Source organism: Candidatus Nitrosopumilus sp. (assembly GCF_040878665.1).
Lineage (GTDB): Archaea > Thermoproteota > Nitrososphaeria > Nitrososphaerales > Nitrosopumilaceae > Nitrosopumilus.
The window spans coordinates 1-20,627 of record NZ_JBBDLU010000006.1 but is presented as its reverse complement, the minus strand read 5'-3'; the positions used below and the strand labels follow the sequence as shown (position 1 = coordinate 20,627).

The window sequence follows — 20,627 nt, the reverse complement described above, 5'->3', positions numbered from 1 at the left end:
GTAAATTTTGATTTTAAAGTATAGTATATCACAATAACCAATTCGGATTTATTAATGGGATTTAGCACTTGATACACATGTCTGCAACCGGTATGTGGGTAGAAAAATATCGTCCAACAAAACTTTCTGAAATTGTAAACCAGACTGAAATAATTGGTAGTCTTGAAGCATTAATCAAAGATCCAACAGATATGCCACACTTGATGTTTTCAGGATCTGCCGGTGTTGGAAAGACAACTGCAGCATTATGTATTTCAAGACAAATTCTAGGAGACTTTGCTAAAGACTACACACTTGAGCTAAACGCATCAGATGAGAGAGGAATTGGAATGGTAAGAGAGAAGGTAAAGAAATTCTCAAGATTTGCCGGAATGGATCAGATTCCTTTTAAAATTATCATTTTAGACGAAGCAGATGAGATGACATCTGATGCTCAGACAGCTCTGAGACGAATAATAGAAGACACTGCAAAGATTTGCAGATTTATTTTCATAGCTAACAATATCTCAAAAATCATTGATCCTATCCAAAGCAGATGTGCTACATTCAAGTTTACATCAATTCCAGAGGAAGATGTTATTAGTAGACTGGAAGAAATTGCAAAAAAAGAGAAAGTAAAGACAGACAAAAAGGGCCTCAAGGCAATTTATGATTACTCTGAAGGAGACTTGAGACATGCCATTAATCTATTACAAGCAACTGCAAGTCTTGGTGCAGTAACTGAAGAAAATGTAAAAGCTTCAGCAGGATTAACAAAGACTAGTGACGTTGATGAAGTTCTAAAGATGGCATTGGCTGGAAAAGTTCTAGAAGCAAGAGAGAAAATGATTGAGCTAATCAAAGTTTATGGAATGTCAGAATCTGATTTTCTAAAATATATCAATTCAGCAGTATTCAAAACAAAACACGACAAGCTGTCTGACATCCTAGAGGTAATTGCGAAATATGATTATAGAGTTTTAGTTGGTGCAAATTCTGAAATCCAACTAGCTGCAATGCTTGCAGAACTTGCAAAAATAGAAAAGTAAAGCGCAGAGAGAGGGATTTGAACCCCCGTATGCTTGCGCACACAGGCTCTCAAGGCCCGCGCCCTACCGAGCTAGGCGACCTCTGCAAAAAATCTAAGAAAATAGCGATTAAAATCTGTTGATGTAAAATAGAAAAATAAGAAAAAAGAAAAAATTCTTTAATCGTGTGCGTGTGGATTTACAGATCCGGACTTCATTAGTACATAAGTTCCGGCTGCTTTCTCGTGCCATTCTTGGTTAGAAGATTCGATACGAATTGCTCCTTCAGGACAGATTTCTTGACAAGCCATACAAACAGTGCAATCGTGTTCTCTGATTGGCATTGATTTGTCAGTATAGTCTAATCTTTCATCTTGTTCTGTTTTTCCAGTACCATCAAAAGTTGCACCCAAGCAATCTGCTGCTGGAATATCTTTTTCGGTTCTGAACCATTCGAATGTTTGAACTGGACATACACTCATGCATGCACCAGCTGCAACACAGGAATCCCAATCTACTGCAACAGTAGTACCATGAATTCCAAGAGGAACTTGTTTTTCTCCTCTAGATTCATAGGCTGCTTTTACATCTTCGTTTGAGAATGCTGCGCCATCAGTTCTTCCTTTGCCCCAAATCCAATGAAAATTCTCACCATCTGCATGGCTTGTTTTTCCTACTGGTTTTACATCATTGTGACAAAAGTCTTCTGGTATTTGTAATTCTGCCATGAGTTGATTACTTCAGAATATTATTTAAATCTAGACAAAATTAGTTAGGACTAAATTCAAAAAAAAATATAAAAATCAAAAATTTTCAGGTTTAGATTGTAACAATTACAAAGTTTTTGCGGCTCTTTCGTGTTTTTCCACATTTGATTGATCAACTTTGATAGCTGCAGGTGGACATACTGAAACACATGCCATACACCAAATACAATCATGTTCTCTGATTGGATCTGCTTTATCTGTTAGATCTTTACGTTCATCTTTTACGTCACTGCCAGTTCCTTTGAAAGTCTGACCAATAACATCTTTTGCTGGAATGTCTTTTTCGGTTCTATACCATTGGAAAACTTGTACAGGACAAGCTTCGATGCATGCACCATCAGCGACACAAGAATCCCAATCTACTGCAACCATTGTACCACTAACACCAAGAGGAACATGTTCTTCGCCTCTTGCGGCATATGCTGCAACAACATCTGGATCTGCAAACATTTCGGCTTGGGAGCCATCAACGTTTGTTGTTTTGCCTGGACCCCACATAATATGGAAATGTCCATCATCGAGATTAATTTTTCCAAGTGGTTTTAGACCTTCAGGGAAATTTTCTGCTATTGGCATACTGTAATTTTCTTATGGTTCTTATTTAAAGCTAGATAAATGAATTATGAACACATAGATAAACTATAGACATAGTAGGAAGAAAAATTCCCCTACGTTCATAACGCTGAACGATCAATTCTGATGATATGGATATTATCAAATATGATGTGTACAGGGGGCCTAACCTTGGAGTATACATTACTGTAAATGACAGCATTGGTTTAGTCCCAATGGGTTTTGCTAAAACAAAATCGGACAAGCTTGCAGAATTTTTGAACATTGAAATTCACAACACTGCAATTGCTAACACCCGATTGATTGGTGCGTTATCAGTAATGAACAACAAAGGAATTTTGTTACCAACAACTGCTTATCAAAATGAATATGACTATTTGAAAAAAGAAACTGATTTGCAAGTTGGTGTTTTAGATACTAAATTTAATGCGCTAGGAAATGTAATTTGTGCAAATGATAAAGGAGCAATAGTATCACCATGGTTATCAAAACAAGACTGTCAAACAATCTCAGATGTTTTAGGAGTTGAGGTGATTCAAAAAAGAATTGCAGGATTTAATCAAACAGGAGTGGTGCTAATTGCAAATGCGACAGGTGCCGCAATCCATCCAGAGGCAGATGAGGAAGACATGAAGGTCATAGCCAATGTTTTAGGCGTCAAAATTGAGCAGTGCTCAATTAACAACGGTATTCCATACGTGTCATCTGGGATTTTAGCCAACAATCACTGTATCGTGGTAGGGTCACTTACAACAGGTCCTGAAATAATGATGTTAACTAGAGCTTTTCTAAATTAAGAATAGACTTTGGGTCTTCAATTAGTTTCTCAAGAGATATTGTTCCTTCAGTTCCATTTACCATATCTTTGAGAACCACATTTCCTTGCTCAATCTCTTGTGGTCCAACAATTATTGAGAATTTTGCATTGTTTGCAATCTCCATTTGCTTTTTCATGTTGCGTCCTGCAAGATCAATATCAGTTGGGATGTTGTTTAGTCTTAACAGAGATGTAATAGAATGTGCAACCTTTTGCATATCATCGTTAATGTACAACACTGCAACTCTATTTTGTAAAATATCTGGAATTATTTTTTGCTCTTGCATTGTTAGAATTATTCGCTCTACACCACCTGCAACTCCTGTGGCACCAATATCTTCTCTGTTGAATGCTTTAGTTAGTGTATCATATCTTCCACCTCCAGCTAGTGCACCTAGAGTAGAATTTTTATCAAAGACTTCAAAGACAATACCAGAGTAATAATCTAACCCTCTAACTATACCAAAGTTAATTCTTATATTTGAAACTCCTCTGTTCTCTAGCGAATCAAATAACTGCTTTAGTTCATCCCAAGATTCTAGCTCAGACACATCAAATGTTTTCTCTACTTGTTGTATTGTTCCCTTTATTTGTGAAAACTCTAAAATTTTTTCTAGCTTTTCAGTTTCGTATCCTTTTTCTTGGAATTCTTTTAGAATATCTTGTTTTGATTTTTTTGCAATTTTATCTACTGCTCTTAGAATATCTGCAACAAGTTCTGGATCTTTAGATGAAAATACTTTGTTGATGTAAGACTCTACTAAATTTCTGTGATTGATATCAATTACAATATCTTTGAGAAGTAATGAGTCAAATAACCTGGATGTAATCTCTATTATTTCTGATTCTGATTCAAGGCTGGCTTTACCATAAATTTCCACATCCCATTGATGAAAGTATCGGTATCTTCCTTTTTGGGGTTCGTCATATCGAAACACTCCTCCAAATGCAGAGATTTTGGCTGGAAGTTTAATTGATTTTTGAGACGCTGCATATCTTGTCAATCCCATTGTAAAATCAAATCGTAGTGCAACTTCTCTATCTCCTTTGTCCTTGAAATAGTAAATCTCATCTCGAATTCCAGGACCAGACTTTGTCTCAAGTGTGGATAACAGCTCAATTGGTGATGGATCCATAAATGAAAACCCGTACAAATTTGATAATTTCTTAAAATGATATCTTACATGTTCAATGTTTGCGTTTTCTGTACCTTCAAAGTCTTTCATTCCACGTGGCAGTTCCAAGATAATTAGTTCTCAAATGATTGTGATTTAGATATTTCTGTAATGAATGCTAAGATTGTTACCAAAACATGAGGGTGATAGTTAGGACTGGTTTGTTTTTGGTAGTAAAGTAGATGTCCAATAATTCATTATATTTCTATTCAAATCCACAAATGACTCTGCGTTATTATTCCATGATTTGAAATTGTTCTTTATTGATTCAATGCTGCTAACAGTAATTTTGTTAGATAGTTCTCTAAACTTTACTGCCTCTCTTAGCATATTCTCAAGAATAGATTTTGCAGAGTCTGGGATTACATAATTAAATCCAGTTTTTGTTAGAAACTCTTTTTGTAGTAAAATGTTTGCATCTACTGCATTTTTCCATGTCTTGTAGGATTCGTTTTGTAAATCAAATATGGATTGTTGGATGTGTGGAACTGCATGTTCTATCTCTGAGAAATATTTTTTTGCGATTTGTTCTACTTCAAAATCACCTTTAGTCTCTCTGCTTTCACTCATAAATTTTCTAAAAGATTCATGAATTTAAGATTTAGCTAAAAGTGATATGCCTCTCTGACCGTATCGTACGAAAATCAAATTTGCACTCTCAAGCAGAGCCTGAATTTTGGGATAGTTGTGATTAGATAAAAGATCATTTTTGATAACACTCAGATAATGTCTTACTTGTTTTACTTCTCGTATCTTCTTTGATTTTGACGCTTCATAGTTTTTCAAGTCACTCAAGCTTGCAGAGATATCGCATAGTTTGATTAGCTTTGCATTAAACGATGATTCTTTGAGTTGAATAACATATGCCTGTTCTCTTTTTTTCCTAGGTAATGACTTGTCTTTTGATAGGGATGATACAAGCACTGCAATTTCACTTTCAAATTGGGCATGTAAATCATCAAAACTAGTTTCTGTGGTGTTCATTATATCATGTAACCATCCTGCACAGAGAATCTCCTCATCAATTACACCCAAACTTTTGAGTCGGTTCACTACATCTTCTAGATGTTTTGAGTAAGGAGTGATATTATCTGCTCTGAATTGTCCTGCATGTTTACTTTTTGCAAACAGTTCTGCACTTTTTACCAGATCCAAGGCTGACATTCCTTGAATGGTGTCTTGTATATTATCCAAGTAAACTATTATTTCAAAGAAATCTCACAATATCATGCCAATAGAGAAAACGACACTTGGCAAAGACTTTGAGATTTGCAGAATTCTAAATGGAATGTGGCAGGTTGCAGGAGGTCATGGCCAGATTGATTTAGAATCTGCAGTATTAGACATGGCAAAATATCAAGAGTCTGGATTTACTACATGGGATTTAGCAGACATTTACGGTCCTGCTGAATCATTAATTGGAAAATTTAGAGAAATGATTGGAGATAATTTTCAAGCACTAACAAAGTTTGTTCCGAATCCAGGTCCAATGAGTAATAGTATTGTAACTTACTATATAGAACAGTCATTGCAAAAAATGAAAACAAACTGTATTGATTTGATTCAATTTCATTGGTGGGATTATAACAATCAAAGTTATCTTGACGCGATGAACAATTTATCAAAATTACAAAATGAAGGTAAAATTAAACACATTGGACTGACAAACTTTGATACAGAACATGTAAGAATCATGAAAGAACATGGTCATAACATTGTATCAAACCAAGTTCAATATTCCATTTTAGATCAAAGACCAGATAAATTGATGGCTACATTTTTTGCAAAACACGGAATAAAGATTCTATCATATGGCACATTACTTGGAGGATTTTTTTCTGAAAAATATCTTGGTGTGGACGAGCCACATAGAGGAAATCTAACTACAGCCAGTCTGCAAAAATACAAAAACATGATCGATATATGGGGAGGATGGCAATTATTCCAAGAATTACTATTAACATTAGATAAAATATCAAAAAAACACCAGTGTAGTATTGCAAATGTTGCAACACGCTTTATTTTGGATAAACCACAAGTTGGGGGAGTAATTATTGGTGCAAGATTAGGAATTGTAGAGCACAAAGAAAACAATGCCAAAGTGTTTGGTGTAAAACTAGATGAGAAAGATATCTCATCAATTAGTTCTGTTACTGTAAAATCAAATGATCTTTTTGACACTATTGGTGATTGCGGTGATGAATACAGATGAGTTTGAATCAATAGTGATGCTTTTAGATTATTAAGATATCAAAAAATCAAATGACAGATTGTGCGCACACTTGGAGAAAGAAACTGCGATTGCAGGAACTACTCATCATAGCAAAAAAAGAGATTGATTCAGGTAAAGATATTGATCTAGTGTATGAAATTCTAGAAGGCGAGATGGAGTTGCGTTGGAGATTTGTTCAGACCACTAAAAGACAATACATTGAAGATATCAAGAAAATTTTGGCAAACCAATACGTATTAACAGTGTAAAATTAGTCATAACTTACTAGGCATCTGCATACATTGAGACTTCCCAAGCAGTAGGAGTCTGTGCAAATGAAGTGTATTCTTTGTATTTTAATTCAGAATACGTATCAAGAAAATCTTTTGAGAAAACTTCTTCTAAGAATTTTGAATCACTTAACAGAGAATCTAGTGCACCTTTTAGTGATACTGGAAGAGACCCAATACGATATTCTCGTTTCTTTTCTGCAGATAGCTTGTATACATTTTCTTCAACAGGATCCCCAGGATCAATTTTATTTTTTACTCCGTCTAATCCGGCTAGCAGTAGTGCAGATTCTAAAAGATAGATGTTTGCAGTAGGATCAGGTACACGATATTCAATTCTCTTGCTTTTTTCTTGATTTCTGTTATACATTGGAACTCTGATTGCAGCAGATCTATTTCCCAATCCCCAACAAACATTAACAGGTGCTTCAAATCCTGGAACTAGTCTCTTGTAAGAATTTGTTGTAGGATTAGAAATTGCACATAATGCAGATGCATGACTTAGAATTCCACCAATATAGTATCTTCCAGTTTGACTTAATTGTGCTATGTTATCGTTTTGATCATACATTACATTGGAGTTTTCTTTCCACAAACTTTGATGTGTATGCATTGCAGATGCATTGTCACCGAAAATTGGTTTTGGCATAAAAGTTGCCACTTTGTTTTTCCTTTTAGCTTTGACCTTTACCAAATTTTTAACTGCAATTACATTATCTGCCATGGTAATCATTTCATCATATACTAGATTGATTTCACATTGACCAGAAGTTGCTACCTCGTGATGTTCTGCTTCAATTTTTATCCCAAAATAGTTGTACAAATCATCACATACATCTTTTCGAAATCCATTAAGAGTATCTTTAGGCTGTGATGGATAATATCCTTCTTTGAAATCAATTGCAGTGCTTACGTTTCCCTTTGCCCATGGAGATTCTTTTGATTCTATGGAATATCCTGAACCACCGCCAGAATGTGTTGCAGCATAAGGTGATGGATATACATTGATTGTATCAAATACAAAAAATTCAACCTCAGGACCCCAGTAAGTGTGAGTTAACCCAAACTCTTTGAGTTTCTCTGTTGCCTTATGTGCAATACCTCTTGAGTCTCGATTATACCTTGATTCTTTGTTTGTATTGCCATCATATAGATCACAGAATATTCTGGCATTTTTTCTATTTCCAGGATCATAATCGCCTGGAAGAATTTTAAACGATGTTGGATCTGGTAACAAGATCATGTCAGAATGATTTACTGATTTGAATCCTACAATAGAACTTGCATCTAGTTTTTCAAGACCATTTACAAAACTATTTTTGTCAATTGCATATCTTGGCATTCCTACACTATGAAGTTCACCAAAAATATCTACAAACCAAAAATCTATGAATGACACATTTTCATTTTCTATAGTCTGTAACACTTGATCTGCATTCAATAGTATGACTAGAAAATTATTTTACTAATGTGGTCTTGTAAGACAGAATTGTCTAGATAGTCAGAAAAACTATTTTTAAATTAGAAAATTTTGGTTTTTAATAATCTAAAACAGATTTTTACAATAACCGGTCTCTTTAAACTCTGATTTACCTAGTTTTGATTCTATGAGTTATAGATGTCTGATTTGTAATGTTAAACTAGATATACCAAGAAAACTAGAGATCCATCTTGAAATTGACCACAAATGAGGAACAAAAAAAAGAAAGGGGTTGGATATTAGTCATGATTCTTGTAATTCAGTAGTGATGCTTTTAGGTGATAATTTCAAAAATACTTCATGTCAGAATTGATTACACAGTATTTTACCTGTAAGATTTGTAATCAAAACTATCCATATTCTCAAACAAAAGACATACCAACTGTGTGTAATGGTTGTTGGCTTAAAATGGAGATATGGCAAAAATACCAATACGATGTGTAAATTTCTAATATACTTGGTTTAACTTTGACAGATGTGAAATATTGTAATGATTGTTTGACTCCAATAAAGAGTAATTCAACAGAAGAGTATTGTAGTTTGTGTAAACGAGATAGGGAAAAACAAACTCTAAACGCTTAAGTTGATAATTCCTTGAGAAATCTCATGGAAGAAGAGTATAGAAAGATTATGATGAAGCAAAAAAAAGAGTTTGAGGAATTTAAAAAGAAAGAAGGAGATTCTGATTTGATATTTAATAAAAAAGACAACAAGGAAAATAAATGAAACCGGTAATAATTATAGTAATAGTAATTCCCATCATTGTGGCTATAATCTTTGCAGGTTTTTTAATCCAATCAACGTCACAGCAAGATCTTGAAAAAATATCTGAGAAACAAAGTGATGAAGCTGCATGGCAATTACTACAGAAAACATATCTTGAACAAGAATGTAGAGAAAAATACATTGGACAATCAGATGAATTAAAAAAATGCTTTGAACGTATTGATGAAGAACAAAGACAGAATCCGCCTGTCACACCACAAGAATCTGATTTTGAGCCTTGTTTGATTCAATGTTTTGCGTATGATCCTGTTTGTGGAAAAGATGGAGTCACTTATGCCTGTGGTATTGAAGATGCGGCATGTCATGGAGTTGAAATAGAGTATAAAGGAGAATGCATTGTTTTAACATCACCATGATTAATCAAAACTCTTAAGTTCATATTTTTTACAAAATTAACGTGAAACCAGTAATCATTGCAGTTTTGATTGTTGTACCTTTTGTGTTGTTTATTGCAGCTGCGTTAGTATATCAATCACAGACTGGCATAGATATTGTTACAGGTGAAAAGACAGGACTTGCAGCTAAAGAAGTAGGGCAAAAACAGTTTGAAAGCATTTACAAGAACGAACCAATGCAATCAAATCAAGATTTTGATTCCCATAAATGTATTGGAGAATCCAAATGTATTTCACAAAAGATTACAGAAATAATTGATGGTGATACCATCTACACTGCAAATTATAAAATCAGGCTATCATTAGTTGATACTCCAGAGAAAAATGAGTCAGGATTCTATGAGGCTAAATTATTTACTGCTCAAATGTGTCCTGTAGGAAGTTTTGTAACAATTGATCAAGATGATTTACAGTTATTTGATCAGTATGATAGACTGCTTGCAAATGTCTTTTGTAATGGAAAATCATTAAACTCTGCGTTATTGTATAATGGTCATGCAGAAATTTCTACAAAGTATTGCAGTATCAGTGAATTTTCAAATTATCCATGGGCTCAAAGATTTGGATGTGCAATTACAGAATCAAGTCTAATTCAAACACAAAGTGATTGTACTTTAGGCTGGTATATCACGGGGTATTTTCTACCCATTGAAACAGATTACACAGGAGAAACAATGGGAATTTCAGTAAATGGTGTTAAGCAAAACTATCTGAAAGATTTTGTAAAAGTTGTCAAAATTGAAGGGTGGGGAAGAACAAACGCCGGAAATTATCTAGGTTGGTACGATGATGCATTTACTATATCTGACACATATCTTGATTTTCATGCAAATGATCTCATAGTAGGGACAATTGCAGTAGATAGTTCAGTAATTGAACAGAATTCAAAATTAACTATTCCTACATTGCCTGAGCCATGGAACAACATAGTTTTCTCAGCATCTGATGTTGGACCATCAATTATTGGAAAACATATTGATGTGTTTACTGGAGAGGGAAGGAGTGCCGAAAAAGAAACATTTCGAATTACAAGTGAAAATAATAAAGTATGTATGAAAAGATAGAATGATAATGAAAGAGATCATCACTAGTTTGATATTATTAATAATAATTCCAACGGCATTTGCTCAAGAATATCCTGAACTTGGGGTAAAGGTAGAGACTGTGGCTCAAAATTTGACCATACCATGGAGTATTGATTGGACTCCAGATGGAATGATTCTCTTTACTGAAAGAAATGGAAATCTAAGAGCTATTCAAAATGGGCAATTATTACAAGAACCACTACTAACACTAGACGTTGGAGGTGTAGAAGGGGGAATGCTTGGAGTTACAGTGGATCCAAATTATTTAGAGAACTATTACATCTATGTATATTACACTTACAATGAATTTCTCTCAACATCAAACAATCTAGTTCGTTATCAATTACAAGATGGAGTGTTAAATGAAGATAAAGTTTTGATTGATAGAATTCCTGGAGGTCCGTTTCATGATGGAGGACGAATTCAATTCGGACCAGATGGAAAACTCTACATAACAACAGGTGAGGCAGGTAACCCAGAACTATCACAGGATCTAAATTCATTGGGGGGGAAAATTCTACGAATCAATTCAGATGGAACGATACCTGAAGATAATCCATGGAAGAATTCTCCAATCTATTCCATAGGGCACAGAAATCCTCAAGGACTTGATTGGGATGATTCAGGAAATCTAGTTGCAACTGAACATGGGCCTTCTGGATGGCGAGGAACTGCACATGATGAAATCAATGTTATAGTTTTAGGTGCAAATTATGGATGGCCTGATGTAATAGGTGATGAGACAATGGAAGGTTTGCAGAATCCAATTTTGCATACTGGTGATGACACATGGGCCCCATCAGGTGCAGAATTTTACTATGGTGATAAAATTCCACAGTGGTTTGGAAAATATTTTGTTGCAACACTTCGTGGAAATCATTTACACATGATTGATTTTGATTTTCAAAACAATTCTGTCATATCTCATGAAAAACTATTTCAAGGTGAGTTTGGACGACTACGAGATGTTAAAACAGGACCAGATGGATTCCTGTACATGTTAACTAGCAATCAAGACGGACGTGGATCTCCTGAAATCAATGATGATAGAATTCTAAGAGTTGTTCCAATGGATGGTATCGATACCATCAAAGAATCAATTACAAAGCCAGAACCTAATGATTTTCGAGAATCAGGTAATTACACAAATGAGATTTATGCATATTCTGGTTTGGTTCTTGTTGGAGTGATCATTGTATTTTTTGTGTATAAAAAATTGAAGAATTAGTTTCTCTTTGGCAAAAATGGAATTATAGCGCGTACAAACTCCATGAAATTCTTTGTTTGAATGTATACAGTTCCAGGTCCTACGATTTCCATAACTAGTGCTTCCCACCAAACATACTGGTCTTTAGACAGGGGAGATACTATTTTTACTGATTGCCGATAAACTAGGCAATACTTTAAAAATAAATAAAAAAGAAAAAGTTAGTTTGCAGGAACTGCAATACCTTTATCTATCATTCTAAGTGCTGTGTCAGATGTAAGACATATTGGAACACCGTTTGATGCTTTCATTACCAAGGTGAATCCTTCACGACATTCTACTTCTGCGACATCAACGCCGGCAGCAATTTGTGTACGTGGGGAAATCCATGCTAATTGCATGTCTTTTGCCTTTTCAATGAATTCTTCTCTAAGTTGTTGCTTTTGCTCGTCAGTTAATTCAGATGTTTTTTCGCGGAGTTCTGCCTTGAAGGCCTTCATCTCTGCTAGTCTATCATGAATTGAAGCTTTGCGCTCATCAGATAGTTTGACTTTGACAGATTTCATGTGATCCTGAAACTTCATTTTAAGTTCAGATTTTACCTCATTAAGATCACCGTATTTTTCCTCATATTTCATTCTGATTTCGTCTGTTCTCTCATCAGTAATGTCATGCTTTGTCATGATCATTGCCTTGAGGCGATCTGACTTGTCAGATAGTTTCATTTTGAGTTTGTCTTTTGCAACGTCAGACATCTTGTCATGCATATTGTCTTTCATGACATCATGATGCTCTTTCTTGTATTCCTCTCTTTCTTCAGGTGTCATTTCACACCATTTGGAGGCTCGCTCAACAAAGTCTGCATCAAATGTTGCAGCTGCAAGTTCAGCATCAGTTAGAGCACAGAATCGATCATAATCAGCATGTGGTTTGTCCATCATTCTGGCTTTCATGTGTTCTCTGAATTCATCAATGTTCTCAGCTATGAAAGATGCTCTATCTGATTCTACAAGTGTGCAGTATCTATCTGCTTTTGCTACTTGGTCTGCTGTTTTATCATATTCAGCAGCTGTTGCACGTTTTTCTTCGTCAGACATTACACACCATTGAGTTAGTTTTTCTCTAAAGTCTACATCAGTGAGATTGTCTTTTACATGATCTTTCATCAGGTCTTTGACGTGTTCTTTGACTTTTTGACGGTCTTCATCAGTGATGTTGTTTCTGATAAAGTCTTTGATCTTGCTATCTCTTGAATAGTCAGACAAACCACAATAGTTTGCTAGTCTTTCTGAGAATTGTGCAAGTCTAGGATGATCAGCAAAGAATTGACGTTTATCTTCATCAGACATGTCACAGAAATGTGCTAGTCTGTCATCAAGATTGTAAGGTTTGTCATCTCTGACATAATCACGATCTTTATCGTCTCCATCAGTTTCGTCATAAGTTTCATCGTCAGCTTCGTCTTCGATTCCTGCTTCTAGAGATAATGTATCAATGACTGATTCAAGGGCTTCTTCACGTTCATCATCATTATCAATGTCACAGATGATTGCAAGTTTTTCTGCATAATCATCTAGACCGAATTTAGCTATGATGTCGCTACGCTCCTCTATAGTCATTTCACAAAATGTTTCTAGAATATCGTCTAGATCATCTGATTCAGCAAATGCTGCGTTACCGGCGGTTACACCTGTAAACATAATCAGTGAAAAAACAACGCTTAGAAGTTGTGTACTTTTCATTAATTGAATTCAAAATTCCAGAATATAAAGAATAACGGATCAGTGCATCGCAAATATTATAACAAATGAGACATTTTTTTGCCAAATTCACGCCTGTAGGCACGAATTATTTTATGGATAAAAGATAAGTGAATAGTAATTTCTTTTATAGAAAATTAGCCAGTTTACTCATGCATTTAAAAGATGTAGATTTTGTAGAGAAACTATCACAGTGGGCAGAGTCTGTCGGGATTCATCTAGATAGAGATCCAAACCAAGCATAATTTTTCTACAAAATTTATTGTTGAAAAGATTTTTTTAAAATATATTTTTGTGTTTGATTCAAAATGGAATCATTGATTCTATTTTTTGAAATAAATAAATACAATAATTTAACAAAACAGATTCTAGTTGAATACAATTCAGTCATTAAATAAAAAAATTACGAGATGCAAAAAATGTCCCAGATTATCATCCTACATTAGAGACATTGCAAAAAACAAGGTAAAAAGATTCAAAGAAGAAAAATACTATGGTAAACCGTTGTCAGGATTTGGAGATGTAAATGCAAAGTTGCTAATTGTAGGACTGGCACCGGCTGCTCATGGTGGAAACAGAACTGGAAGAATGTTTACAGGCGATTCATCAGGTGATTGGTTAGCAAAAGCAATGCACAGATATGGATTTGCATCAATTCCTACCAGTCAACATTCCAATGATGGATTGACTTTACACAATGCATACATTACAGCTGCAGTTAGATGTGCACCACCTCAAAACAAACCAACACGACAAGAGATGGATGCTTGTTTTGAATACATAAAACAAGAAAAAGAAATTCTAAAAAACATTACTGTGATATTGTGTCTTGGAAAAATTGCATATGACGCTACATGTAAACTATACAAAGTAAAACCAGAAAAGTTTGGTCATAACAAACTATTCTCTTATGATAAGTTTAAGATTCTCACATCGTACCATCCATCAAAACAAAACACACAAACAGGTAGACTAACTTGGAGCCAGTGGTCTGCAGTATTTGCAAAAGCCAAGAGGTTGACAAAATAATAGGCTCAAAAATAATGAATTAGACAGATAGTGCTTAAAACTCATCAATTATTAGAAAAAACGTGAGGACAAAAACACTAGTCATTTTTGGAATTGGGATACTTTTTGTAATTTTTGGAATTACAAGTTTCATGCAATGGCAATATTCTCAAGAAATCAAAGAAATTTCAGAATATCATAAATTAATGAGTATTCCTATAATCACAATAATTCAACAAATCAAGCTAAATTTCCAAGAAATGCACATGATAAACATGCAAATGATTAATGATCAGACATCACATGATCATGATAAGGAATTTGCAGAGATTTACCAAATAACAAGAGCAGAATTAAACAAGAATATCGATCATTACTATTCACTTGTACATACTACAAAGTCAAATGGGGAGTTTGTTGCATCCCAAGAAGCTCGAGAACGGATCATAGATTGTGTATCAATGATTAGACAATCAGTAGATACTCACGATAAAATATTTCAACAATATCAAAATAATGAAATTAGCAATAATGAAATTATTTCATTATTAGAAGAGGCAAAGATAGATTTTCACAAAGTAATAGATAAGAGTTCTAGAATGGAAGTCACTGCCATAGAACAAATTCAAGGCAATGTAAATGAAATAGAAGAACGAATAAAAATAATATTTGGTGGTTCAGCAATTATTGCCATAATTACAACATCCATAATAGTAATTTTTACAACAAAATTTGTTTCAAAACCTATTGAAGACCTAATCGATATGACTGAAAGGATCGCAAAGGGAAACTTTGTTAAAATGTATACAAGATATTCAAATACGGATGTAAACGATATTGCTGATTCATTAAATAAAATGTCTTTAGAACTTGAAAATTATAAATCAAAAATACTAATGCAAGAAAAATTATCATCAATAGGAGAACTTGCATCTCGTCTTGCACATGATATTAGAAATCCACTAACAGTAATCAAAGTAACATTAGATATCATAAAGGCAAAAAATACGAATTTGACTCCTGAAGAGATTGAAAGATTTGAGAGAGTAGATTCAGCAATGTATAGAATCACACATCAAATAGATAATGTACTTGATTTTATCAAAGGAAAGCCATTAAAATTTGAGAAAACTTCACTAAAAGACATATTAGATTCTGTAATGAGGGATATATCAGCATCTAAAGATGTTAAATTTGAGATTATATCTGAAGACATAGAAATAGAATGTGATTTTGAAGCAATCAAAGTTGTTTTAATCAATCTAATAATTAATGCCATGCATGCAATAAATAATGATGGCATAATTAAGATCAGTTCAAAGATCAGAGACGATAAAGCAATAATTCAGATTGAAGATAGTGGCCCAGGCATTCCGAAAGAAATAATGGAAAAAATCTTTGAGCCATTATTTACAACAAAACAAGAAGGAACAGGATTAGGATTAGCAAGTTGTAAATCACTAATAGAGCAACATCATGGAATGATATCAGTCGAAAATAATCCAACTAGATTTATCATTGAGTTGCCAACAAGCATTGAAAAATTAACAAAATAGAAGACAGAAGATTTCTACTGATATCCTTTACATGCCAAGCCGTATGCGTTGACATGTAACACGACAATAGGATACTGTGCTTTGAATATCACTATGTTCTGTCTTCGGTATTATTATGCAATTATGAATAATAAAGCAGATCAATGAAATTATGAAAATTTGTATTGATTTTATTAAAAAATCAAATGAATGTAAAGAATTTATTCAGTATTGCTTAAATTCTATTCTTACATATGATTAATGACGAGGTCTATCAGGACTGCTGAAATTCAAAGAATAAGCTTTGAGGAAGTGGGGAGATAGAAAGGATAACATGAAAAAGATGGAAGCATCTAAAATCATGGGTTTTCCAATAATCCTCGTTTCTAATTTTAGTTAAAATTACTATCAAATTGTTGGCTAGTTATTTTATCAAAAATATTTTGCATATAACATATACTGATTAATCATCAGAATGATCTAAATACTATGATATGATCATCATATTTAGTTGGAGCTTTCACCAGGTAACTAATCGTTGCTGGTCTTAAGTTCCAATCTTTTTATTATAAATATTAGAGAATTTAGAAATTGAATGCTAGAACGGTGTAGGAGAATATTAAAAAATATTTGTGAAATATTTAGGGTAAAAGTGATGTTGTGGTGGTAAGTCCAATTGTCTCACCAAAATAATATCCAGACAAAATTGTTACAGTAGACCAAATACAAGAACCTGCAAATGTATACATTATAAATTTTGGAATTCTCATTTTTAGTAATCCTGCAGGAACTGAGATCATCTCCCTCATTACTGGAACCATTCTTCCAAGAAATACTGCCTTATCTCCGTATTTTTCAAACCACACTTCAACTCTAGTTAATTTTTTTTCTGATACTTTGACATATTTTAGATAGCGCAGTAAAACAACTCGTCCAAGTTTTAATGCAATAAGATAGATTAAAGAGGTTCCAATAGTTGCACCAATTGCACCAAGTATGATCATTGGAATTAATCCAATCAAAGAAATTCCTTGTTGTGATGCCAAGAATCCAGCTGTTGGAAATACTGCCAATGTTGGAATAGGTGGAATTATAGTTTCAAGTAATGCAGCTAGAAATATTCCTTCATAGAGATGGTCTCCAAGGAAATCTGAAATCCATATCAAAAAAGAATCAAGTGGCTCCATTGTTTCTGAGAACAAAATCTTACTAAATTACCTTACGAGTGAAAATTTAGCCGTATTTGTGCCTAAAGATTGGGTCAAAACATTCTAGTTACTCTTGATTTGTAATGTAATAGTTGTTTTAGACAATACGCTTAAGTTCAGAATTTCGACATAATATCAGTAAATGACTAGTGAATTAGAAGATGCAATTAATGATTTGAAAAAAGTTGATGAGAAAATCAATGACGTTTCAAAACAATGGGTAGTACTCAAGCATAAATATCGAAGTAATAAAGATCCAACATTTCGAGCAGATATCAAGAAAAAATGGAATAGACTACAAAAAAAGTTGGAAATATTGGAAAAAAAGCGCAGAAAAATCATTGAAAAGAAAAATGAAATAGAATTCAAAGACAGATGGAAAGGCTGGAAATAAAATTACAGTATCAAATCTGAAAATTAAGATTGAAAATATTAAGTAAAGATTTACAATTTATCCCAATGTCTAAATCAGAAAAGGAGTTAACAAAAGATCAAGAAGAAATGAGAGAAGAATCTCATCAATTAGAACTCCAAGAAGGATACATTCAAGATGAAAAATATGACGAGTTAGACGAATAGAGTCTTGATATGTTTTGTGAAATTTAGGTAAATTATGGTTTTAGAAAAACCTTCAAGGTATCAGGTTTTTTTGCATGTTGTATAGCTTCTGAGAATTTCTCCAGTGGATATGTAGAATCAATCATAGAATCAACTGAGACCATACCAGTTGCAAGTGCATCAATTGCTGGCTTGAATAATCCACAACGAGAGCCAACCAAAGTAATTTCATTGACTACAGTCGGAGTCAAATCAAGATTTTCCCTAGATGCAATAGTTGATTTTAAAACAACAATTCCACGAGGTTTTATCAGTTTCATAGTGTCTGAGAATCCTGAATTACTACCAGTAGCTTCTACCACTAAATCAAATGATTGTTTATCAGAGGATTCTATGCCAATTTTTATTTTCACACCATCAGTTAGTATACCTGTAAGTTTACTTTGATGTCTACCAAAGCAAGTAATGTTGGGACAAGATAATTTTAAAACTTTGATAATTAGCTGAGCGAGTCTTCCATCACCTACTACTGCAATACTCCATTGTGGTTGAAGTAAGACTTGTTCTTTGATTTCAAATGCAGCAGCAAGCGGTTCTACAAACACTGCTTGCTCATCAGTTATACTATCAGGAATTATATGTAGATTTTTTTCAGGTAGTGAGAGAAATTCAGCAAATGCACCATTGCGATTTAGAATTCCAAGTACAGTTCTGTTAGGACAATGTCTTTCCATTCCTTTTTTACATGAATCACAAACACCACATCCAACATTAATCTCCCCTACAACTCGTTTTCCAATTAATTCAGGACTCTCAGATTTTTCCACAATTCCTACAAACTCGTGGCCTAGTATACCATGATATTTCATGTAACCATCTAGTATCTCTAAATCAGTTCCACAAATTCCAGCCAAGTTAACTCTAACTAAGGTTTCACCAGATTTTGATGCAGGGTAATTATCATCATAGTTTAGATTTTTTCCATCAAAGTATGTGGCTTTCACAAAATGATTACAAATCATTCCAATTTTAAAATAGTGAAATTATCAAAAGAAGATTAATCTTAAATAATTTAGCATATCCATACCAATATGCCAAGAATATCACACTTTGACATTCCAGCTGATGATCCTCAAAGAGCACAAAAATTCTACAAGCAAGTATTTAATTGGAAGTTTGAGAAATGGGATGGATCAATGGATTATTGGATGGCAACAACTGGAACTGAAGAACCAGGAATCAATGGAGGACTATCAAAGAGAATGCTAGGACAGATTGGAATTACTAATACAATTAATGTTCCATCAATTGACAAATATTCCAAAAAAATTTCAGAGAAAGGAGGTCAGATAATTATTCCAAAGATGCCAATTCTAAAAGTTGGATGGTTTGCACAATGTATGGATACTGAAGGAAACATGTTTGGAATTATAGAAATGGATGAAACAGCAGAGTAATAGACTGAATTAATAATCAGAAAGATTACAAAATTTCAATTGAGTTACAAGTTTTTAGATCATGCAACTGATGCCATTATTGAGGTTACAGCAAAAGATCTCAAAGAAGCATTTGCAGTAGCTGCTAATGCAGAAATCAATTTGACACTTGATCAAGACAGAGTGGAAGAAAAAGAAGAGAGAAAATTTTCTGCCAAAGGCAAAGACTTGAGATATCTTTTATTTAGTTGGCTTGAGGAAATCCCATTTGTGCTAATTACTGAAGGATTTGCAATAAAAAGACTAGAATTTGACATTGAGAAAAACAATGGATACAACATTGATGCAATAGCATATGGCGAGACATTAGATGTCAAAAAGCACAATTTCAAGGTGGAAATCAAGGCTCCAACGTTTTACGACATGGAAATTAGAGAAGGTGATGGTGTTTACATGAGATTTTTGCTTGATTTGTAGATTTTGTGAATAATTCTTTGCAAATTCATAGAACAAGTTATACGTGTTTTTTAAAAGACTCGAGTTTAGAGCTAATATTATGAAAATGACAGTAGGATTAGTGGCAATGTTTTCGCTAGTTTTACTAATGATCGTTCCGGTTCATGCAGAAGTAACTAGTGCCACTCTTGACAAAGCTTCTTTTTCAATTGATAGTAAATTTACAGTTCAAGGAACTGTTGATGACATAAACAAAGTAACACTTCTTGCATCAATGAAAGGACCATCAGTTGAAAAACTTACAAGAACTGCAATGTCAGACAATGACGGAAAGTTTTCATTTCTTCCAGTAAATGCAGATGACCTATTTCAAACTAAAGGAATCTATGAAATCACTGTATTTACAGAATATCAGATTCCAGAAAATGGAACAGTAATCAAGATAGATTATGGTAATGGTATTGCAACACTATTACCAGATTATGAAGTGATTTTAAATTCAATTGGAAATAAACAAGTAGATGAAACAGCTGAACTAACTTTTACAGCTAGTATTACAGACTCTCAAATTATAGATGAACAATTCAGTCTTGATAAACAGCCTAACGGTGCAATAATTAACAAAGATACAGGAGTATTCACTTGGACTCCAACTAATACACAATCTGGCGGATATGTATTTGATATTATAGTTAAAGCAGGAGTTTTAGAAGATAGAGAAACAATTACCGTAACAGTTGTAGACAAACCAGTAGTAACAACACCTCCACCTGTAACAACTCCACCTCCACCTCCTCCACCAGTAGAGCCATTAGGAATTGCTTCATTTGTAGATGAAACAATAGATCCGCAAAGCTACGTTGACAGATACA

General features: G+C 33.9%; 22 protein-coding genes and 1 tRNA gene. 13 read left to right on the top strand and 10 right to left on the bottom strand.

All coding sequences use genetic code 11. The features are described 5' to 3' along the window. The first annotated feature begins 77 nt into the window (after nucleotides 1-77). A complete protein-coding gene (locus WDZ98_RS04725) occupies nucleotides 78-1,028 on the top strand; it encodes a replication factor C small subunit (protein WP_368059435.1) in 951 nt (316 codons plus the stop codon). 2 nt (nucleotides 1,029-1,030) lie between these two features. Here WDZ98_RS04725 and WDZ98_RS04720 read toward each other — a convergent pair. The 3 genes from WDZ98_RS04720 to WDZ98_RS04710 all read right to left on the bottom strand — a co-directional run bounded on the left by WDZ98_RS04720 (nucleotide 1,031) and on the right by WDZ98_RS04710 (nucleotide 2,350). After that, nucleotides 1,031-1,114 (bottom strand) — tRNA-Ser (locus WDZ98_RS04720). A 72-nt stretch (nucleotides 1,115-1,186) separates the two neighbouring features. Next, nucleotides 1,187-1,735, bottom strand: coding sequence for a ferredoxin family protein (locus tag WDZ98_RS04715; protein ID WP_368059437.1), 549 nt, complete (start codon nucleotides 1,733-1,735; stop codon nucleotides 1,187-1,189). 105 nt (nucleotides 1,736-1,840) lie between these two features. Next, nucleotides 1,841-2,350, bottom strand: coding sequence for a ferredoxin family protein (locus tag WDZ98_RS04710; protein WP_368059439.1), 510 nt, complete (start codon nucleotides 2,348-2,350; stop codon nucleotides 1,841-1,843). A 128-nt stretch (nucleotides 2,351-2,478) separates the two neighbouring features. Between WDZ98_RS04710 and WDZ98_RS04705 the strand changes: the two genes are divergently transcribed. After that, nucleotides 2,479-3,144 carry a translation initiation factor IF-6 gene (locus WDZ98_RS04705; RefSeq protein WP_368059441.1) on the top strand — a complete coding sequence of 222 codons (666 nt, stop codon included), beginning with the start codon at nucleotides 2,479-2,481 and terminating at the stop codon, nucleotides 3,142-3,144. Here WDZ98_RS04705 and hisS read toward each other — a convergent pair. The 3 genes from hisS to WDZ98_RS04690 all read right to left on the bottom strand — a co-directional run bounded on the left by hisS (nucleotide 3,125) and on the right by WDZ98_RS04690 (nucleotide 5,533). After that, on the bottom strand, nucleotides 3,125-4,408 hold the full coding sequence (gene hisS / locus WDZ98_RS04700; protein ID WP_368059444.1) for a histidine--tRNA ligase: 1,284 nt from the start codon (nucleotides 4,406-4,408) through the stop codon (nucleotides 3,125-3,127). The genes WDZ98_RS04705 and hisS overlap by 20 nt on opposite strands. Before the next feature lie 81 nt (nucleotides 4,409-4,489). Beyond that, the gene (locus WDZ98_RS04695) at nucleotides 4,490-4,909 is read right to left on the bottom strand and encodes a hypothetical protein (RefSeq protein ID WP_368059446.1); all 420 of its coding nucleotides are present in this window, start codon (nucleotides 4,907-4,909) and stop codon (nucleotides 4,490-4,492) included. 24 nt (nucleotides 4,910-4,933) lie between these two features. Further along, nucleotides 4,934-5,533 carry an HD domain-containing protein gene (locus WDZ98_RS04690; protein WP_368059448.1) on the bottom strand — a complete coding sequence of 200 codons (600 nt, stop codon included), beginning with the start codon at nucleotides 5,531-5,533 and terminating at the stop codon, nucleotides 4,934-4,936. A 34-nt stretch (nucleotides 5,534-5,567) separates the two neighbouring features. Here WDZ98_RS04690 and WDZ98_RS04685 point away from each other — a divergent pair, with 34 nt between their 5' ends. After that, on the top strand, nucleotides 5,568-6,551 hold the full coding sequence (locus WDZ98_RS04685; RefSeq protein ID WP_368059450.1) for an aldo/keto reductase: 984 nt from the start codon (nucleotides 5,568-5,570) through the stop codon (nucleotides 6,549-6,551). A gap of 50 nt (nucleotides 6,552-6,601) precedes the next feature. Further along, the gene (locus WDZ98_RS04680) at nucleotides 6,602-6,820 is read left to right on the top strand and encodes a hypothetical protein (protein WP_368059452.1); all 219 of its coding nucleotides are present in this window, start codon (nucleotides 6,602-6,604) and stop codon (nucleotides 6,818-6,820) included. A gap of 16 nt (nucleotides 6,821-6,836) precedes the next feature. On the opposite strand, the gene glnA is transcribed toward WDZ98_RS04680, so the two are convergent. Continuing rightward, nucleotides 6,837-8,282, bottom strand: a complete 1,446-nt coding sequence (glnA, locus tag WDZ98_RS04675) for a type I glutamate--ammonia ligase (RefSeq protein WP_368059454.1) — start codon at nucleotides 8,280-8,282, stop codon at nucleotides 6,837-6,839. Between the two features lie 761 nt (nucleotides 8,283-9,043). Here glnA and WDZ98_RS04670 point away from each other — a divergent pair. The 3 genes from WDZ98_RS04670 to WDZ98_RS04660 are packed head-to-tail and all read left to right on the top strand — an operon-like array spanning nucleotide 9,044 to nucleotide 11,815. Next, entirely contained in the window at nucleotides 9,044-9,463 is a 420-nt protein-coding gene (locus tag WDZ98_RS04670; protein WP_368059456.1) for a hypothetical protein, read from the top strand. A gap of 41 nt (nucleotides 9,464-9,504) precedes the next feature. Next, nucleotides 9,505-10,566 carry a thermonuclease family protein gene (locus WDZ98_RS04665; protein ID WP_368059458.1) on the top strand — a complete coding sequence of 354 codons (1,062 nt, stop codon included), beginning with the start codon at nucleotides 9,505-9,507 and terminating at the stop codon, nucleotides 10,564-10,566. Nucleotides 10,567-10,573: 7 nt separating this feature from the next. Further along, nucleotides 10,574-11,815 (top strand): sorbosone dehydrogenase family protein, encoded by a 1,242-nt coding sequence (locus tag WDZ98_RS04660; protein WP_368059460.1) that lies wholly within the window; start codon nucleotides 10,574-10,576, stop codon nucleotides 11,813-11,815. Between the two features lie 200 nt (nucleotides 11,816-12,015). On the opposite strand, the gene WDZ98_RS04655 is transcribed toward WDZ98_RS04660, so the two are convergent. After that, nucleotides 12,016-13,536 carry an ABC transporter substrate-binding protein gene (locus WDZ98_RS04655; RefSeq protein ID WP_368059462.1) on the bottom strand — a complete coding sequence of 507 codons (1,521 nt, stop codon included), beginning with the start codon at nucleotides 13,534-13,536 and terminating at the stop codon, nucleotides 12,016-12,018. Nucleotides 13,537-13,926: 390 nt separating this feature from the next. Between WDZ98_RS04655 and WDZ98_RS04650 the strand changes: the two genes are divergently transcribed. Together WDZ98_RS04650 and WDZ98_RS04645 are read left to right on the top strand one after the other, a co-directional pair. Beyond that, nucleotides 13,927-14,583 carry a uracil-DNA glycosylase gene (locus WDZ98_RS04650; protein ID WP_368059464.1) on the top strand — a complete coding sequence of 219 codons (657 nt, stop codon included), beginning with the start codon at nucleotides 13,927-13,929 and terminating at the stop codon, nucleotides 14,581-14,583. A 62-nt stretch (nucleotides 14,584-14,645) separates the two neighbouring features. Next, nucleotides 14,646-16,118 carry an ATP-binding protein gene (locus WDZ98_RS04645; protein WP_368059466.1) on the top strand — a complete coding sequence of 491 codons (1,473 nt, stop codon included), beginning with the start codon at nucleotides 14,646-14,648 and terminating at the stop codon, nucleotides 16,116-16,118. Nucleotides 16,119-16,738: 620 nt separating this feature from the next. Here WDZ98_RS04645 and WDZ98_RS04640 read toward each other — a convergent pair. After that, nucleotides 16,739-17,284: a DedA family protein gene (locus tag WDZ98_RS04640; protein WP_368059468.1), complete on the bottom strand. Its 546-nt coding sequence runs from the start codon at nucleotides 17,282-17,284 to the stop codon at nucleotides 16,739-16,741. Nucleotides 17,285-17,447: 163 nt separating this feature from the next. Here WDZ98_RS04640 and WDZ98_RS04635 point away from each other — a divergent pair, with 163 nt between their 5' ends. Then, nucleotides 17,448-17,699: a hypothetical protein gene (locus WDZ98_RS04635; protein ID WP_368059470.1), complete on the top strand. Its 252-nt coding sequence runs from the start codon at nucleotides 17,448-17,450 to the stop codon at nucleotides 17,697-17,699. A 217-nt stretch (nucleotides 17,700-17,916) separates the two neighbouring features. Here WDZ98_RS04635 and WDZ98_RS04630 read toward each other — a convergent pair whose 3' ends face one another. Continuing rightward, complete coding sequence (locus WDZ98_RS04630) at nucleotides 17,917-18,867, bottom strand: alcohol dehydrogenase catalytic domain-containing protein (RefSeq protein ID WP_368059472.1); 951 nt, start codon at nucleotides 18,865-18,867, stop codon at nucleotides 17,917-17,919. 87 nt (nucleotides 18,868-18,954) lie between these two features. On the opposite strand from WDZ98_RS04630, the gene WDZ98_RS04625 reads away from it, so the two are divergent. The 3 genes from WDZ98_RS04625 to WDZ98_RS04615 form a co-directional block, all read left to right on the top strand. After that, a complete protein-coding gene (locus WDZ98_RS04625; protein WP_368059474.1) occupies nucleotides 18,955-19,320 on the top strand; it encodes a VOC family protein in 366 nt (121 codons plus the stop codon). A 39-nt stretch (nucleotides 19,321-19,359) separates the two neighbouring features. After that, a complete protein-coding gene (locus WDZ98_RS04620; RefSeq protein ID WP_368059476.1) occupies nucleotides 19,360-19,776 on the top strand; it encodes an archease in 417 nt (138 codons plus the stop codon). A 79-nt stretch (nucleotides 19,777-19,855) separates the two neighbouring features. After that, the coding region (locus WDZ98_RS04615; protein WP_368059478.1) for an Ig domain-containing protein at nucleotides 19,856-20,627 on the top strand (772 nt) is incomplete at its 3' end.